The organism is Pectobacterium fontis, from assembly GCF_000803215.1.
Taxonomy (GTDB): Bacteria; Pseudomonadota; Gammaproteobacteria; order Enterobacterales; family Enterobacteriaceae; genus Pectobacterium; species Pectobacterium fontis.
This window is the reverse complement of the sequence record NZ_JSXC01000002.1, coordinates 126142-142658: the sequence shown is the minus strand read 5'-3', so window position 1 is coordinate 142658 and position 16517 is coordinate 126142. Positions and strand designations below refer to the sequence as shown.

The following is a 16517-nucleotide window of genomic DNA, read 5'->3' as shown; positions in this document are numbered from 1 at the left end:
ACAGGAGTCATCATGGATCATTTTAAGCAGCTTGAAGTCTGGTTCGTCATCGGCAGCCAGCATCTTTATGGGCCGGAAGCGTTACGTCAGGTAAAAGAGAATGCGGAAAAGGTCGTCGCCGGGTTAAATCAACAGGCCAATCTGCCGGTTAAGCTGGTACTCAAGCCGCTGGTGAAAACACCCGATGAGATTCTGGCGCTGTGTCGTGATGCCAACTATCAGGATAGCTGCATCGGTCTGCTGACCTGGCTGCATACCTTCTCACCTGCCAAAATGTGGATTGGCGGCCTGAGCGTGCTTAATAAACCGCTGCTGCAATTCCACACTCAGTTTAATGCCGAAGTGCCGTGGGATACGATGGACATGGATTTCATGAATCTGAACCAGACGGCACATGGCGGGCGTGAATTTGGTTTCATCGGCGCGCGGATGCGGCAGGCACATCAGGTCGTCGTCGGTCACTGGCAGGATAAAAACGCCCATGCCCGTATCGGCAAATGGATGCGGGTAGCCGCTGCGATCCAGGAAAGCAAACAACTGAAGGTCGCCCGCTTTGGCGATAACATGCGTGAAGTGGCCGTTACCGAAGGCGATAAAGTGGGCGCGCAAATTCAGTTCGGTTACAGCGTCAGCGCCTGGGGACTGGGCGATTTAGCCGCCGTAGTCGATGCGGTATCCAAAGGCGATATCGATGCGTTGGTCGATGAGTATGAAGCCAGCTATCAATTGACGGATGCAGTGAAACTCAACGGGGCTAACCGTCAAAATCTGTTCGATGCAGCACAAATCGAACTCGGGATGAAACGTTTTCTGGAACAAGGTGGCTATCACGCGTTCACCACCGATTTTGAAAACCTGTACGGTTTGAAACAACTGCCGGGGCTGGCGGTACAGCGGTTGATGCAGCAAGGCTATGGTTTCGGTGGCGAAGGTGACTGGAAAACCGCCGCGCTGCTGCGCATTATGAAAGTGATGGCGGGCGGTTTGCCGGGAGGCACGTCCTTCATGGAGGATTACACTTATAATTTCCAGAGCGGCAACGATCTGGTCGTCGGTTCCCACATGCTGGAAGTTTGCCCCACGATCGCCAAAGAACAGAAGCCGATTCTGGATGCGCAATACCTTGGCATTGGCGGAAAAGCCGATCCTGCCCGCCTGATTTTCTCAACGCCAGCCGGACCATCACTCAACGCCAGCGTGATCGATATCGGCGACCGCTTCAGGATGCTGGTGAATCTGGTTGATACTATCGAACAACCTCGCCCACTGCCGAAATTGCCAGTAGCCCGCGCCATCTGGAAAGCGCAACCGTCGCTGGACGTGGCGGCTGAAGCCTGGATTCTGGCGGGCGGCGCGCACCACACCGTCTTCAGTCAGGCGCTGGATCTCGAACACATGCGGCTTTATGCAGAAATGCAGAACATTGAACTGCTGGTGATCGACAACGACACCCGACTCCACGAATTCAAAGATGCCCTGCGCTGGAACGAGGTGTATTACAAACTTTGCAGTCGTTAAGTCCGAAATCAGGGGTGGGTTGTCTATGGATTTATCGTCCGTACGCAACCTGCCCTTTTATAGGCATTACCTTTCCGATTTTCCCTACGTGATCACCCAGCGACTCGACAGAGACTTATTATTCGTCATATTTTCCTGTCAATTTCCTCTTTTGCATTTTCGCTCGTTTGTTATTGAAAAATAAGCGTACTTTTTACATCGCCCTCTAGACAGGACTTCGTGCTTGAATATACTTAGTCATCTCAATCACATAACTATTAGACTCATTCACCATGACCGTCCATCACTATTTACTCAAATTCAGGAAAGTCAATTCAACAGAAAGTCTGGAAAAACTCTTCGATCACCTCAATTACTCTCTGACAGACAGTCAGGAAATCATCAACATGTATCGTGCGGCAGATCATCGGCGGGCTGAACTGGCATCCGGCGGGCGCTTATTCGATCTCGGCTGTGTGCCAAAATCTGTCTGGCATTACGTGCTGTAGTTAGCAATTATGACCTGCGACAAAAAGCATAATTATGCAATAATTTCCCTCCGGGCAGTTGCGCTGAACGCACTCTGCGTTACTGTCTGATAGCCCGGCATCTCCTTTATTAAGGGAACCCCATGAAGGGGATGGCGATAACCCTACTTTGGGTATGTTGTCGAAAACCCAACAATGCCTGATAATAGTCCGGTTTTGTTTTGTAGGCACCGTAATGACCGAATACGCATTGCTCTTTGTGAGCATCCTTCTGGTAAATAATTTCGTCTTAGTGAAGTTTCTTGGGCTGTGCCCCTTTATGGGCGTGTCCAAAAAGCTGGAGACGGCGATTGGCATGGGAATGGCGACCACGTTTGTGATGACGTTAGGTTCCATGTTTTCCTGGCTGATCAACGAATTCATTCTCGTTCCTTTTGATATTCTCTACTTACGCACGATGGCCTTTATTCTGGTGCTCGCTGTCGTGGTGCAGTTTTCCGAGATGTTCGTGCGTAAAGTCAGCCCTGAACTGTATCGCCTGCTGGGGATTTTCCTGCCGCTGATTACCACCAACTGTGCCGTACTTGGCGTCGTGCTGCTTAACATCAATCTGTCGCACGGTTTCCTGCAATCGACGATTTATGGCTTCGGCGGTGCTGCGGGCTTCTCGCTGGTGATGGTACTCTTCGCCGCCATTCGTGAACGCCTCGCGGTGTCGGATATTCCTGCGCCGTTCCGGGGATCGTCTATCGCGCTGATCACCGCCGGCCTCATGTCGCTGGCGTTTATGGGCTTTACCGGGCTGGTGAAATTCTGATGTTCGCTATCTGGATCGCCATTGCGGCATTAAGCGCCCTCGCGCTGGTATTCGGTCTGGTGCTTGGCTATGCGTCCCGTCGTTTTGAAGTCGAAAACGATCCGATCGTGGAAGAAGTAGAGGCCATGCTGCCCCAAAGCCAGTGCGGTCAGTGCGGTTACCCAGGCTGTCGGCCTTACGCCGAAGCGGTCGCGTTGAATGGTGAAAACATTAATAAATGTGGCCCCGGCGGCGAAGCAATGATGCTGAAGCTGGCTGAAAAGCTCAATGTCGATCCGCAGCCGCTGGAAGGCGATGCTAACGTTCAAGCTCCAGCGCGCCGCGTTGCCTGGATCGATGAAAGCAACTGCATAGGCTGCACCAAATGCATTCAGGCCTGTCCGGTTGATGCCATCATCGGCAGTACCAAAGCGGTACACACCGTCGTCAGCGATTTATGCACCGGCTGCGATCTTTGCGTCTCCCCTTGCCCTACGGACTGTATCGAATTACGTCCCATCGCGCCGACTCCCGCTAACTGGAAATGGGATCTCGATACGATTCCAGTACGCGTTATTCAAGTAGAACACCATGCTTAAGCTGTTTTCCGCCTTTAGAAAAGACAGGATCTGGGATTTCGACGGAGGCATTCACCCGCCGGAAATGAAGACGCAGTCCAGCCGAATGCCACTGCGTCAGATCCCGCTGCCAGAACAGTTCATTATTCCACTCAAGCAGCATCTGGGGCCGGAAGGTGAGATCTGCGTCAGCGTCGGCGATAAGGTACTGCGTGGTCAGCCGCTGACGCGGGGAAAAGGCCGTACCTTGCCCGTTCACGCCCCAACGTCAGGAACGGTGAGCGCGATCCGCCAGCATACGACGGCGCACCCTTCTGGCCTGTCCGAACTCAGCATCATTATCGTGCCGGACGGCGACGATCGCTGGTGCGAACGCCAGACTTTTACCGATTATCACGCACAAAGCACCGATACCCTGCTTGCCCACCTGCATCAGGCTGGCATCGCGGGTTTAGGCGGTGCCGGGTTCCCTACTGCGGCCAAACTACAGGGGGGAATGCGCGGGATTGAAACGCTGATCATCAACGGCGCAGAATGTGAACCCTATATCACCGCCGACGATCGACTCATGCAGGAGTGCGCCGACGAGATTATTCAGGGTGTCGAGATTCTGTCATTCTTGTTGCAGCCGAAGCGCATTCTGATTGGGATCGAAGACAACAAACCGGAAGCTATCAGCGCCCTACGGTTGGCCTTGGGTAAACGCAGTGACATGCAGTTACGCGTTATTCCCACCAAGTACCCATCGGGCGGAGCCAAACAGCTCACCAAAATTTTGACGGGCAAAGAAGTTCCGTTCGGTAAACACTCCGCCGCGATTGGCGTATTAATGCAAAACGTCGGTACGGCGTTCGCAATCAAACGCGCCGTGATCGACGGCGAACCGCTCACCGAGCGCGTGGTAACGCTGACCGGTGAAGCACTGCGCCAGCCGGGTAACGTGTGGGCACGGTTGGGGACGCCCGTACGCCACCTGCTTAAACAGGGCGGCTTTCATGTCCACAAACAGCCAATGGTGGTGATGGGGGGCCCACTGATGGGCTTTACATTGCCGTCGCTGGATGTGCCGATCGTTAAAATCAGCAACTGTCTGCTCGCGCCGTCGCATACGGAAATGGAGCCAGTTGCCGAAGAGCAATCCTGCATTCGCTGTAGCAAATGTGCCGATGCCTGTCCTGCTGGCCTTCTGCCGCAGCAGCTTTACTGGTTCAGTCGCGGGCAAGAACATGAAAAAGCCCGCCATCACCATCTGTTTGACTGTATCGAATGCGGTGCCTGTGCTTACGTCTGCCCCAGCAATATTCCGCTGGTGCAGTACTATCGTCAGGAAAAAGCCGAAATTCGCGCCATAGACGAAGATGCGCAGCGTGCCGCGCAGGCCAAAGAACGCTTTGACGCTAAACAAGCCCGTCTGGAACGAGAAAAAATCGCACGCGAACTACGGCATAAACAAGCTGCCGCTGGCGTATCCACCAGTGATAAAGATGCGGTGCAGGCCGCACTGGAGCGCGTGCGTCGTAAGCAAACGACGGCAACAGAGATCGGAGCACCAATTACGGTCACACCCGATGCACAGCCGGATAACAGCGCCGCTATCGCCGCACGCGCCGCGCGCAAAGCACAAGTCCGTGAAAAGCAGGCACGGCAAGAAGGGCCTGTGGTTGATGATCCAACAACCGAGTCTGACCCACGTAAAGCCGCTGTAGCGGCGGCGCTTGCCCGAGTCAAAGCCCGTAAAGCCGCGCAGCAACCTGCAACCGATACGCAAGCATCTGCGCTATCTGCCGCTTCAGAAGTAACGACAGAACCTACCGCAACGGTGGAAATCGCAGAACCCGAAGATCCGCGTAAGGCCGCTGTTGTCGCCGCCATCGCTCGCGTTAAAGCCCGTAAAATCGCGCAGCAATCTGCAACTGATACGCAAGCACCTGCGCTATCTGCTGCTTCAGAGGTAATGACCGAACCTACCGCAACGGTGGAAATCGCAGAACCCGAAGATCCGCGTAAGGCCGCTGTTGCCGCTGCCATCGCTCGCGTCAAAGCCCGTAAAGTCGCGCAGGCATCGTCACGTCAAGAGGAATAAATGGCTTTTAGAATTGCGAGTTCACCGTTTACACATAACCAGCAGCGCACACAGCGCATCATGCTATTGGTTATTCTGGCCTGCTTGCCGGGCATGCTGGCGCAGTATTATTTCTTTGGCTACGGCAACCTGATTCAGGTCGGATTAGCGTCGGCCACCGCGCTGATTGCGGAAGGCGTGACGCTGTCACTAAGAAAATTCTCGGTGCGCACCACGCTGGCAGACAATTCCGCATTATTGACCGCCGTGCTGCTCGGTATCAGCCTGCCGCCACTTGCCCCATGGTGGATGGTCGTCATGGCAACGGTCTTCGCCATCATTATCGCCAAACAACTGTATGGCGGGCTGGGACAAAACCCCTTTAACCCCGCCATGATTGGCTATGTGGTACTGCTGATCTCTTTTCCGGTGCAGATGACAAGCTGGTTGCCGCCTGCGCCATTGCAAACCATTCCTGTCGGTTTCCATGATGCGCTCATCATCATCTTTACCGGCCACACGCCTGACGGGCACACCATGCAGCAGTTGATGCACAACGTCGATGGGGTCAGCCAGGCTACTCCGCTGGATACGTTCAAAACCAGCCTGCGATCTGGTCAAACGCCGCAGGATATTCTGCAACAACCGATGTTTGCCCAATCGTTGTCTGGCATTGGCTGGCAGTGGGTGAATATCGGTTTTCTTATCGGTGGGCTATTTTTGCTGATGCGTGGCAGCATTCGTTGGCATATTCCGGTCAGTTTCCTGCTGTCGCTGATGTTCTGTGCCGCGCTAAGCTGGATCATCGCGCCGGAGAAATTCGCGCCGCCGATGCTGCATCTGCTGTCTGGTGCCACCATGCTTGGCGCATTTTTCATCGCGACCGATCCGGTTACCGCGTCAACCACAAACCGTGGCCGCCTGATTTTCGGCGCATTGATTGGGCTACTGGTCTGGCTGATTCGCACTTACGGCGGTTACCCGGATGGTGTGGCGTTCGCCGTCTTGCTGGCGAATATTACCGTGCCGCTGATTGACTATTACACCAAGCCACGCGCTTACGGCCACCATCGCTAAGGAGACGCCCATGATATCGACAATGCGTCGCCACGCGACCACACTGGCTCTGTTTGCCGCGTTCACGACTGCCGTCACGGCTGTGGTGAACATGCTGACGGAACCGACAATTTCGCATCAGGCGATGTTGCAGCAAAAAATGCTGTTGGATCAGGTCGTTCCTGCCTCGTTATATAACAGCGACATGCAACAAGAGTGTTACGTTGTCACCAATCCGGCATTGGGTTCGTCCTCTCCGCAGCGCGTATTCATCGCGCGTCAGGACGGTAAACCCGTTGCCGCCGCACTGGAAAGTACCGCGCCGGATGGCTATTCTGGTGCCATCCGCCTACTGGTGGGCGCCGATTTTCATGGCAAGGTACTCGGCGTTCGCGTGACCGAGCATCATGAAACGCCGGGGTTAGGTGATAAGATCGAGGTACGCATCTCTGACTGGATCACCCGATTCAGTGGACAAACGGTGCAGGACGAGCGCGATGCCCGTTGGGCAGTGAAGAAAGAAGGCGGAATGTTTGATCAATTTACCGGAGCCACCATTACGCCACGCGCTGTCATTAATAGCGTAAAACGCAGCGCACTTTACCTGCAAACGCTGCCGTCACAAATCAACACGCTATCCGCCTGTGGAGAAAACCAATGAGTCAAACCAAAGCGCTTTTCATTGAGGGGTTATGGAAAAACAACTCAGCACTGGTTCAATTACTGGGGCTTTGCCCCCTGTTAGCCGTCTCATCAACCGCCACTAACGCGCTGGGCTTAGGGCTGGCAACGACATTGGTTCTCACCTGTACCAACATGGCCATCTCCGCACTGCGCCGCTGGGTGCCAGCGGAAATCCGTATTCCAATTTACGTCATGATCATTGCCTCGGTGGTCAGCACCGTGCAGATGTTGATCAACGCTTACGCTTACGGGTTATATCAATCGTTGGGGATCTTTATTCCGCTGATCGTGACGAACTGTATCGTTATCGGCCGTGCAGAAGCCTTCGCATCCAAGAATGCCGTCTTCCCTTCGGCGATTGACGGCCTGGCAATGGGCCTGGGCGCAACCAGCGCACTGGTGGTGCTCGGTTCCTTACGTGAAATTCTGGGTAATGGCACGCTGTTCGACGGCGCGGATTTGCTACTAGGCAGTTGGGCTAAAGCGATCCGTATTGAGGTGGTTCATCTTGATTCCCCCTTCCTGCTGGCGATGCTGCCACCGGGTGCCTTTATCGGTCTGGGACTCTTGCTGGCTGCGAAATATGTGATCGATGAAAAAATGAAACAGCGCCGGGTTCGTGCCGCTGTCGCGGAAGGGAAAACCGCACCGACAACCGGTGCCGTAGGGGAATCGCTGTGAACAAGGCCAAACGGGTTGAGATTTTAACGCGTCTGCGCGCTAACAATCCTCACCCCACGACGGAGTTAAATTTCAGCACGCCGTTTGAACTCCTCATCGCAGTACTGCTTTCGGCACAGGCAACCGATGTCAGCGTCAATAAAGCAACGGCAAAACTCTACCCTGTTGCCAACACGCCGGAAGCGCTGCTCGCTCTTGGCGTAGACGGCGTGAAAGAGTACATCAAGACGATCGGGCTATTTAACAGCAAAGCCGAGAACGTCATTAAGACCTGCCGTTTGCTGCTGGAAAAGCATCAAGGACAGGTTCCTGAAGATCGTTCGGCACTGGAGGCCTTACCCGGCGTAGGACGAAAAACGGCAAACGTGGTGCTGAATACCGCGTTTGGCTGGCCGACGATTGCCGTTGATACCCACATCTTTCGCGTCAGCAACCGTACAGGGTTTGCGCCAGGTAACAATGTTGAACAGGTAGAAGAAAAACTGCTGAAAGTCGTCCCGGCAGAATTTAAAGTCGATTGCCACCACTGGCTCATCCTGCATGGTCGTTATACCTGCATCGCCCGTAAACCACGCTGTGGTTCCTGCCTGATTGAAGATTTGTGTGAATTTGGCGAGAAGATCGACGCCTAGAATCTGGTGGTCTGGCGCGCCCCTCGCACCAGACTTTCCTTTCGATAATTCCACGTACTGCCCTGCCTTTTCTTATCAGAAAACCCACGAGCCTCTCTTTCATCATGCTGTCTATTCAATGAACCTCAGCGTATTTCACGCTCAATAACCTGTATAAAAACACACATAACCACTATTTAAGGCTAATAAGTTATTTTTAATAGAAAATTTATCGATTGAAAGTAACCTTAGGTGATTATATCAATATCCATTTTGTTACGTGCATTTGATGCATTTTTGCACTCACTACATATACAGTTATATGCAAAAGATTAAACCTGATATTCATATAATATTAATTGTATTATCTTTATTTTAAATAAAAAGCAGATTATATCACTTTTATAAAAATCAAATACGGCAATCCGATATAATCATTCAAAGCAAAAGAAAGTTATGAAATTAAACTCTGCATAATATTTGATTTCTGGTTTTATCCCACGACAAAACCCACTTGTAACAAAACATGTCAAATGACTTGTCTGTCCGTAAAATAACGTCAATATAACGCGGTTTTTCCTCCCCATAACAATGAAAAGAGGACGCAGTTCCACTGCTTCACTCTTGTTATTTTCTCGTTAAAAAAAACGAGATATGTAAAATCAGAGGTCTTTGTGTCAACAGCAAACAACAACAACGAATCCACCGAAAGCGTCAGCATGAACGCTTTCAAACAACCAAAAGCCTTTTATCTCATCTTCAGCATTGAGCTGTGGGAGCGTTTTGGTTACTACGGCCTGCAAGGCATCATGGCGGTTTATCTGGTCAAAATGCTGGGTATGTCCGAAACCGACTCTATCACCCTCTTCTCCTCGTTCAGCGCGCTGGTATATGGTTTCGTCGCCATTGGCGGCTGGTTGGGTGATAAAGTGCTCGGCACCAAACGGGTGATCATACTCGGTGCTATCGTCCTGGCGTTTGGCTATACCATGATTGCCTACTCAGGCCACAGCGTGACTTGGGTCTATATCGGTATGGCGACCATTGCCGTCGGTAACGGATTGTTTAAAGCTAACCCATCAGCTCTGCTCTCGACCTGCTATGCGAAAGACGATCCGCGTCTGGACGGTGCTTTCACCATGTACTACATGTCGGTGAACATCGGTTCCTTCTTTTCTATGCTGGCCACGCCAGTACTGGCCGCACACTATGGCTGGAGCGTCGCTTTCTCCCTGAGCGTGGTCGGTATGATTCTGACGCTGGTCAACTTTATGTTTTGCCGTAAGTGGGTCAGCACACAAGGTTCTCAGCCCGACTTCCAACCAATCAATCTACTGAAGCTGGCAGTGACGCTTGCAGGCATTGTTGTGCTGGTCGCCATTTCCACCTGGCTGCTGCACAATCAGAGCGTCGCACGTTGGATTCTGACGCTGATTTCACTGGCGGTGGTGGCTATCTTTATTAAAGAGATGTCGGCAGTGAACGGTGCTGAACGCCGGAAAATGATCGTCGCGCTGCTGCTGATGCTGGAAGCCGTGATCTTCTTTGTGCTTTACAACCAGATGCCGACCTCGCTGAACTTCTTTGCGATTCGTAACGTTGAGCATTCCATTTTAGGTTTTTCTTTTGAGCCAGAGCAATATCAGGCGCTTAACCCATTCTGGATCATGGTTGCCAGCCCGATTCTGGCTGCGGTTTACAACAAAATGGGCGACCAACTACCGATGGCGCACAAATTTGCGATTGGTATGGTGCTGTGCTCTGGCGCGTTTCTGGTGCTGCCGTGGGGTGCCAGCATGGCCAATGAACAGGGTATCGTGTCCGTCAACTGGCTGATCCTCTGCTATGGCTTGCAGAGTATTGGTGAATTGATGATTTCCGGTCTGGGGCTGGCAATGGTCGCCCAACTGGTGCCACAGCGTCTGATGGGCTTCATCATGGGGGCCTGGTTCCTGACGTCAGCGGGTGCCGCGATTGTTGCAGGCTACGTTGCTAACATGATGGCCGTACCTGAAAATGTCGTCGATCCGCATGCGTCCCTTGAGATTTATAGCAATGTCTTCATGCAGATTGGCATCGTTACTGGCATCATCGCCGTTCTGATGCTGCTGACCGCACCGAAACTGACGCGTATGACGCAGGATGATGTGGTTGACCCCACTGAGGATGTCGTCACTACCGTAGCCTCAGCCTGATAACCAGATTGCACACCTTACTCAAAGGAGGGTGTGCAGTGTTGGTGACGAGTAATCCAATCAAGCCGTAGAGAGTAAAAAGCCAGACAGCGTCTGGCTTTTCTACTTTAGTGCCCTATTCTGAATGACGTTACTTCACTGGCAGCGTGATGTCTTTGAACATCGCTTCAATTTCATCATTCGAACGTAGCGCAACGGCAGTATCGACGACATCACGCGTTAAATGCGGCGCAAAACGCTGGATGAAGTCATACATGTAGCTGCGCAGGAACGTGCTGCGACGAAAGCCGATTTTCGTCGTGCTATAGCTGAAGATGCTATTCGCGTTGATAGTTACCAGATCGGTTTCCGTTTGCGGGTCAACGGCCATATTCGCAATCACCCCCACCCCCAATCCTAAACGCACATAGGTCTTAATCACATCAGCATCTGTTGCGGTAAAGACGATGCGCGGCGTAAGACCTGCACGGTTAAACGCGGTATCCAGTTCAGAACGCCCGGTAAAACCAAAGGTATAGGTGACGATAGGATAAGCAGCCAACTCTTCGATAGAGATATCTGTTTTAGACGCCAGCGGATGATCGGGAGTGACCACCACGGCGCGATTCCAGTGGTAGCACGGCAGCATGATCAAATCGTCATACAGATGCAGCGCTTCGGTCGCAATCGCGAAATCCGCAGATCCTTTCGCTACCGCCTCGGCAATTTGCGTTGGCGAACCCTGATGCATGTGCAGTGACACGCGAGGATAGCGATCGATAAAACCTTTGATGACGCTTGGCAACGCGTAGCGTGCCTGTGTGTGCGTCGTCGCAACGTACAGCGACCCTTTATCGGGATAGGTGTGTTCTCCGGCAACCGCTTTGATGGCATCAACTTTTGACAACACTTCGCGCGCAATGCGGATAACTTCTTGCCCGGCAGGTGTCACCTGTGTCAGGTGTTTTCCACTACGGGCAAATATCTGAATGCCTAATTCATCCTCCAGCATACGGACCTGTTTACTGATCCCCGGCTGAGAGGTATACAACCCTTCTGCGGTAGAAGACACATTTAGGTTGTGATTAACAACTTCAACAATATAACGAAGCTGTTGTAGTTTCATAAATTTATCCCATTCCCAATTGAAGTGTGCGCGTGGCACCTCATGACGTTCTGACGACGTTCCGTTGTAGTGATTTTGATGACGCCTTAACCATCCGGCGCAGATTTCCATCAATTAATGTCATTTAATCATAAAAATTATTTTTATATAACCATTTTTACATGGCGGTCGTGATAAAGCATGCAGTGTGTGCGATTATCATCGAGGTAAACCGCATGATTCTCTATCACGGATCAACAATTTTCTTGCATCTGTTTTATCTGCAATTTTTTACGATCGAAAAAGCCAGCCTTGCGGCTGGCTTAATGCAATTATTTCACACACATAACACGCTTACAGCAAGAGGTTACTTCTTCCCTTCAACCCATTTTCCGTCAACGTAAAACGCAGACCACCCTGTTGCTTTGCCGTCTTTCTCTGACGAAATATACTGCTGCTTAGTCTTGCGGCTAAAACGCACCTGCGTCTTATTGCCGTCTTTATCGACCATCGGTGCCTCCGCCAAATAGCGCAATTTTTCTGGTAGGCGATCCTTGAAACGCACCAATTCTTCTACCAGCGGAGCCCGTGTTTCGCGCGATTTAGGGAAGGTATTCGCCGCAAGGAAAACGCCTGCCGCTCCGTCACGCAAGACGAAATAGGCATCGGATTTCTCACAAGGCAGTTCAGGCAATGGCACCGGATCTTCTTTCGGTGGCGCCACATCGCCATTACGCAGGATCTTACGTGTATTACTGCACGTCTCGCTGGTACAGGCCATGTATTTACCGAAGCGACCCATTTTGAGATGCATTTCGGCACCACATTTTTCGCACTCTACAATCGGACCGTCATAACCCTTGATGCGGAACTCACCCGCTTCGATCTCATATCCGTCACAGGCTGGGTTATTCCCACAAACGTGTAGCTTGCGCTGATTATCAATCAGGTAGCTGTCCATCGCCGTACCGCATTTTGCACAGCGACGGCGGGCACGCAGCGCGTTGGTTTCAGCATCATCGCCTTCCAACACGTTCAGCACTTCGTTTTCTGGTATCAGATTGATCGTGGTTTTGCAGCGCTCTTTTGGTGACAGCGCATAACCGGAGCAGCCCAGGAACACGCCGGTACTGGCGGTACGAATCCCCATTTGACGAGAGCACGTTGGGCAATCGATGCTGGTCAGCACCATCGCATTAGGACGCATCCCCCCCTCTTCAGGGTCCTGTTCGGCCTTCTCCAACTGCTGACTAAATTCGTTGAAGAACTCGTCCAATACCGCCTTCCATTCCGCCTGATTATTGGCGACCTGATCGAGACGACTTTCCATCCGTGCGGTGAAATCGTAGTTCATTAATTCACGGAAGTTTTCTTCCAGTCGATCGGTAACGATTTCGCCCATTTTCTCGGCGTAGAAACGGCGATTCTCCACCCGCACATACCCGCGATCCTGAATGGTGGAAATAATAGACGCATAGGTAGACGGACGACCAATCCCACGTTTTTCCAGCTCTTTAACCAGAGAGGCATCGCTGTAGCGCGCAGGTGGTTTAGTGAAGTGTTGCCCAGGCAGCAGTTTCTGCAACGACAACGGCTCACCTACCGCCACAGTTGGCAACGTGCGATCTTCATCATTTTTACGCAACGCTGGCATCACTTTCGTCCAGCCATCGAAACGCAACGTACGGCCTTTCGCGCGTAGTTGATAATCTGCGGCTTCCACGATTAACGTGGTGGAATCGTATTGCGCAGGCGTCATTTGACACGCGACAAACTGACGCCAAATCAACTGATACAGTTTCTGCGCATCGGCTTCCATATCTTTCAGGCTGTCGGCCAACACGCCAACATCGGAAGGACGAATCGCTTCGTGCGCTTCCTGCGAGTTTTCTTTACTGCTGTAAAAATTCGCAGATTCCGGCAGGTAACGCTTACCGAATGCTTCATCGATATAGCCGCGTACCATCGTTATGGCATCCTGACTCAGGTTTGTTGAGTCGGTACGCATGTAGGTAATGTAACCGGCTTCATACAGACGCTGCGCCATCATCATGGTTTTTTTCACGCCAAAACCCAGGCGCGTACTGGCAGCCTGTTGCAGCGTTGAGGTGATGAATGGTGCGCCCGGTTTGCTGCTGGTCGGCTTATCTTCTCGGTCAGCAACCACATAACGTGCTTTTTCAAGCAGGCTCACCGCCGCCAGCGTTTGATCTTTATTAACGGGCTTAAACGGTTTGCCGTTATGGTGCGTCACCTGCATTTGCAGTTGAACATCGCTGCTTGCCAACAAATCGGCGTGCAATTCCCAATATTCTTCCGGCACGAACGCTTTGATTTCGCGCTCGCGATCAACGATCAGGCGTACCGCAACCGACTGTACGCGCCCCGCAGACAGACCGCGGGCAATTTTTTTCCACAGCAGTGGGGAAACCATGTAACCCACCACGCGATCCATAAACCGACGCGCCTGCTGTGCATTAACACGGTCAATATTCAACGTGTCTGGTTTTTCAAACGCCTGTTTAATGGCATTTTTCGTGATTTCGTTGAACACCACGCGGCTAAAACGCTGATCGTCACCACCAATAATTTCCCGCAGGTGCCAGGCAATGGCTTCCCCTTCGCGGTCAAGGTCGGTTGCGAGATAGATGTGGTCGGCATTTTCCGCCAGCGTTTTTAATTCGGAGACAACCTTCTCCTTACCCGGCAGTATTTCGTAGTTGGCTTTCCAGCCATGATAAGGATCGACGCCCATACGATTAACCAGCGCGGATTTCTCATCCTTTTTGACTTTCTTTTTCGTTTTATCTTTCGTTGAGTCTGCGCTCTTTTTACTGACTGAGCCACTCGTCGGCAAATCGCGCACATGACCGACGCTGGATTTCACCACGTAGTCATTGCCTAGATACTTGTTGATCGTTTTGGCTTTTGCCGGGGACTCGACGATAACGAGAGCTTTACCCATATGTACTATTACCTGCTGAATTCTTCTGAAAATCAGATATTTTTCGGGGCATCCAGAGCGGATTCTACTGACTGCGCAAAATCCCACACTCTACCTGATAAATGCTGTCACGCAACCTAATTAGCGTGGAAATCCTGTTTTATCCACATCCTGCCACACTGAATATCGGCAGGTAAGCCCCTAAAATGTAGCCCATTTGCATCATAATCTGCCCTTTACGCTGAAGCCGTATCGCAGTACCCTTTCGGGTTATGCAGCAAGTTGCGATAGCGCGATGACTTATTGAAATCGCTACGTTGATTTTCGCAACAGCCGTGTTGATACCGTACAACGCGCCCCGTTTTCAAGGGTGAATAAGGAGTCACAACCATGTCGCCTGAACATCAGGTTAACGAAGAAAAGCGTCCTATTGACCGTCAGAGCTTATTAGTTGAAGCCAATCACATCATTAAACATCACGATGATTATTTGCATGGTATGGTCGCTGAGAGCGTAGAGCAAAAAAACGGTGTGCTGGTTTTTCGCGGTGAGTTTTTTCTCGATGAGAAAGGAATGCCAACCTTAAAAAGCACGGCGGTATTTAATATGTTCAAACATCTTGCGCATGTTTTATCCGAAAAATACGAATTGATCGATTAAATGCCAATGCCCGCGATTCGCGGGCATTTCATCAGCGATTCTAGCCGTATCACCGTTACAGCAGGGGTTTAGAACCACGCTGCCACCAGCGCAACATCAGCCGTTCTGCGGTATCGCCTGCGCTTCCCGTCAGACGATCCAGCAGGCGTTTACGGCGCGTATAGCGAACGCTTAATACTTCATGGCTGGTCATTTCAGCAATCAATAGATCGTCACTGGTGCCGATGGCGTCAATCAATCCCAGATCTTTCGCCTGAGTGCCAAACCAGTGCTCTCCCGTCGCGACCGCATCAATATCCAGCGAGGGACGCATCTGCTGCACAAAATCCTTAAACAACGTGTGTGTGACATTCAGGTCTTCGCGAAACTTCTCACGACCTTGTTCAGTATTCTCACCAAACAACGTCAGCGTACGTTTAAATTCACCGGCGGTGTGCAACTCAACATCGATATCTTTGTTTTTCAGCAGACGATGGAAATTGGGGATTTGCGCCACGACGCCAATAGACCCCACAATCGCAAACGGAGCCGCTACGATACGATCAGCCACACAGGCCATCATATAGCCACCGCTGGCAGCCACTTTATCGACAGCAACCGTCAACCGAACGCCCCCCTGACGCAGACGTTGTAATTGCGAAGCCGCCAACCCATAGCCGTGTACCACGCCGCCGGGACTTTCCAAACGCAGCAGCACTTCATCTTGCGGTTTAGCGACAGCCAGTACGGCGGAAATTTCTTCACGTAGCGAGCTGACTTCTCCCGCATCCATACTGCCATTGAAATCAAGGACGTACAGGCATGGCTTTCCGCTTTTCTCTTCGCCACGCTTGGCGCGCTGTTTATCCTGTTTCGCGCTTTCTTTTTCTTTCTTCTTTTCTTGTTTCGATAACAGTTTACGCTCGGTGTCACTCATACAGGCAGTCTGCATTTCGCGCTGCATCTCCTGATATTGCTCGCCCAGATTCGTGACCTGCAACTCACCTTTGTGCTGACGCTTACGCTGTGTCATACCGAATGCCAGCACGACTAACGCACCAATAGCCACCACGATGGTCAGTACTTTAGCCAGGAATAAGCCGTACAGAGAAAGTAATTCCACAAACACCGTCCTCATTGACTGCGTATTAATTAATGTTGGTTTACTCACCAACCATGGCGTTGACGTCGCACGCCATTCC

At 51.7% G+C, this 16517-nt stretch carries 14 protein-coding genes; 11 read left to right on the top strand and 3 right to left on the bottom strand.

Going from position 1 to position 16517, the window contains the following annotated elements; all coding sequences use genetic code 11:
• Positions 1–12: 12 nt before the first annotated feature.
• The 10 genes from araA to dtpA all read left to right on the top strand — a co-directional run bounded on the left by araA (position 13) and on the right by dtpA (position 10648).
• Positions 13–1518: an L-arabinose isomerase gene (gene araA / locus OI69_RS01285; protein ID WP_039345016.1), complete on the top strand. Its 1506-nt coding sequence runs from the start codon at positions 13–15 to the stop codon at positions 1516–1518.
• Between the two features lie 272 nt (positions 1519–1790).
• Entirely contained in the window at positions 1791–2006 is a 216-nt protein-coding gene (gene ydgT, locus OI69_RS01280) for a transcription modulator YdgT (protein WP_039345013.1), read from the top strand.
• Between the two features lie 214 nt (positions 2007–2220).
• Complete coding sequence (gene rsxA / locus OI69_RS01275; protein ID WP_039345010.1) at positions 2221–2802, top strand: electron transport complex subunit RsxA; 582 nt, start codon at positions 2221–2223, stop codon at positions 2800–2802.
• Positions 2802–3380, top strand: a complete 579-nt coding sequence (rsxB, locus tag OI69_RS01270) for an electron transport complex subunit RsxB (RefSeq protein ID WP_039345008.1) — start codon at positions 2802–2804, stop codon at positions 3378–3380. The genes rsxA and rsxB overlap by 1 nt, the downstream gene beginning before the upstream one ends.
• On the top strand, positions 3373–5442 hold the full coding sequence (gene rsxC / locus OI69_RS01265) for an electron transport complex subunit RsxC (protein WP_039345006.1): 2070 nt from the start codon (positions 3373–3375) through the stop codon (positions 5440–5442). The genes rsxB and rsxC overlap by 8 nt, the downstream gene beginning before the upstream one ends.
• Positions 5443–6498, top strand: coding sequence for an electron transport complex subunit RsxD (rsxD, locus tag OI69_RS01260; RefSeq protein WP_039345004.1), 1056 nt, complete (start codon positions 5443–5445; stop codon positions 6496–6498).
• A 10-nt stretch (positions 6499–6508) separates the two neighbouring features.
• The gene (gene rsxG / locus OI69_RS01255) at positions 6509–7138 is read left to right on the top strand and encodes an electron transport complex subunit RsxG (protein WP_039345002.1); all 630 of its coding nucleotides are present in this window, start codon (positions 6509–6511) and stop codon (positions 7136–7138) included.
• Positions 7135–7842 (top strand): electron transport complex subunit E, encoded by a 708-nt coding sequence (locus OI69_RS01250; protein ID WP_039345000.1) that lies wholly within the window; start codon positions 7135–7137, stop codon positions 7840–7842. The genes rsxG and OI69_RS01250 overlap by 4 nt, the downstream gene beginning before the upstream one ends.
• The gene (gene nth / locus OI69_RS01245; RefSeq protein ID WP_039344998.1) at positions 7839–8474 is read left to right on the top strand and encodes an endonuclease III; all 636 of its coding nucleotides are present in this window, start codon (positions 7839–7841) and stop codon (positions 8472–8474) included. Before OI69_RS01250 ends, nth begins: the two co-directional genes overlap by 4 nt.
• A 653-nt stretch (positions 8475–9127) precedes the next feature.
• The gene (gene dtpA / locus OI69_RS01240; protein WP_039344996.1) at positions 9128–10648 is read left to right on the top strand and encodes a dipeptide/tripeptide permease DtpA; all 1521 of its coding nucleotides are present in this window, start codon (positions 9128–9130) and stop codon (positions 10646–10648) included.
• A 130-nt stretch (positions 10649–10778) separates the two neighbouring features.
• On the opposite strand, the gene cysB is transcribed toward dtpA, so the two are convergent.
• Together cysB and topA are read right to left on the bottom strand one after the other, a co-directional pair.
• A complete protein-coding gene (gene cysB, locus OI69_RS01235) occupies positions 10779–11753 on the bottom strand; it encodes an HTH-type transcriptional regulator CysB (RefSeq protein WP_039344994.1) in 975 nt (324 codons plus the stop codon).
• Positions 11754–12099: 346 nt separating this feature from the next.
• A complete protein-coding gene (gene topA / locus OI69_RS01230) occupies positions 12100–14697 on the bottom strand; it encodes a type I DNA topoisomerase (protein ID WP_039344991.1) in 2598 nt (865 codons plus the stop codon).
• A 369-nt stretch (positions 14698–15066) separates the two neighbouring features.
• On the opposite strand from topA, the gene OI69_RS01225 reads away from it, so the two are divergent.
• Positions 15067–15336 carry a YciN family protein gene (locus OI69_RS01225; RefSeq protein ID WP_039344988.1) on the top strand — a complete coding sequence of 90 codons (270 nt, stop codon included), beginning with the start codon at positions 15067–15069 and terminating at the stop codon, positions 15334–15336.
• A gap of 55 nt (positions 15337–15391) precedes the next feature.
• Here the strand turns inward: OI69_RS01225 and sohB are convergent, their stop codons facing one another.
• Positions 15392–16438 (bottom strand): protease SohB, encoded by a 1047-nt coding sequence (gene sohB / locus OI69_RS01220; RefSeq protein WP_039344986.1) that lies wholly within the window; start codon positions 16436–16438, stop codon positions 15392–15394.
• Positions 16439–16517: the final 79 nt, after the last annotated feature.

Coding starts and splice junctions, on each gene's coding strand:
- OI69_RS01225 (WP_039344988.1), top strand. CDS start 15,067: ATGTCGCCTGAACATCAGGTTAACGAAGAAAAGCGTCCTATTGACCGT.
- rsxB (WP_039345008.1), top strand. CDS start 2,802: ATGTTCGCTATCTGGATCGCCATTGCGGCATTAAGCGCCCTCGCGCTG.
- topA (WP_039344991.1), bottom strand. CDS start 14,697: ATGGGTAAAGCTCTCGTTATCGTCGAGTCCCCGGCAAAAGCCAAAACG.
- araA (WP_039345016.1), top strand. CDS start 13: ATGGATCATTTTAAGCAGCTTGAAGTCTGGTTCGTCATCGGCAGCCAG.
- rsxA (WP_039345010.1), top strand. CDS start 2,221: ATGACCGAATACGCATTGCTCTTTGTGAGCATCCTTCTGGTAAATAAT.
- rsxC (WP_039345006.1), top strand. CDS start 3,373: ATGCTTAAGCTGTTTTCCGCCTTTAGAAAAGACAGGATCTGGGATTTC.
- rsxD (WP_039345004.1), top strand. CDS start 5,443: ATGGCTTTTAGAATTGCGAGTTCACCGTTTACACATAACCAGCAGCGC.
- rsxG (WP_039345002.1), top strand. CDS start 6,509: ATGATATCGACAATGCGTCGCCACGCGACCACACTGGCTCTGTTTGCC.
- OI69_RS01250 (WP_039345000.1), top strand. CDS start 7,135: ATGAGTCAAACCAAAGCGCTTTTCATTGAGGGGTTATGGAAAAACAAC.
- cysB (WP_039344994.1), bottom strand. CDS start 11,753: ATGAAACTACAACAGCTTCGTTATATTGTTGAAGTTGTTAATCACAAC.
- ydgT (WP_039345013.1), top strand. CDS start 1,791: ATGACCGTCCATCACTATTTACTCAAATTCAGGAAAGTCAATTCAACA.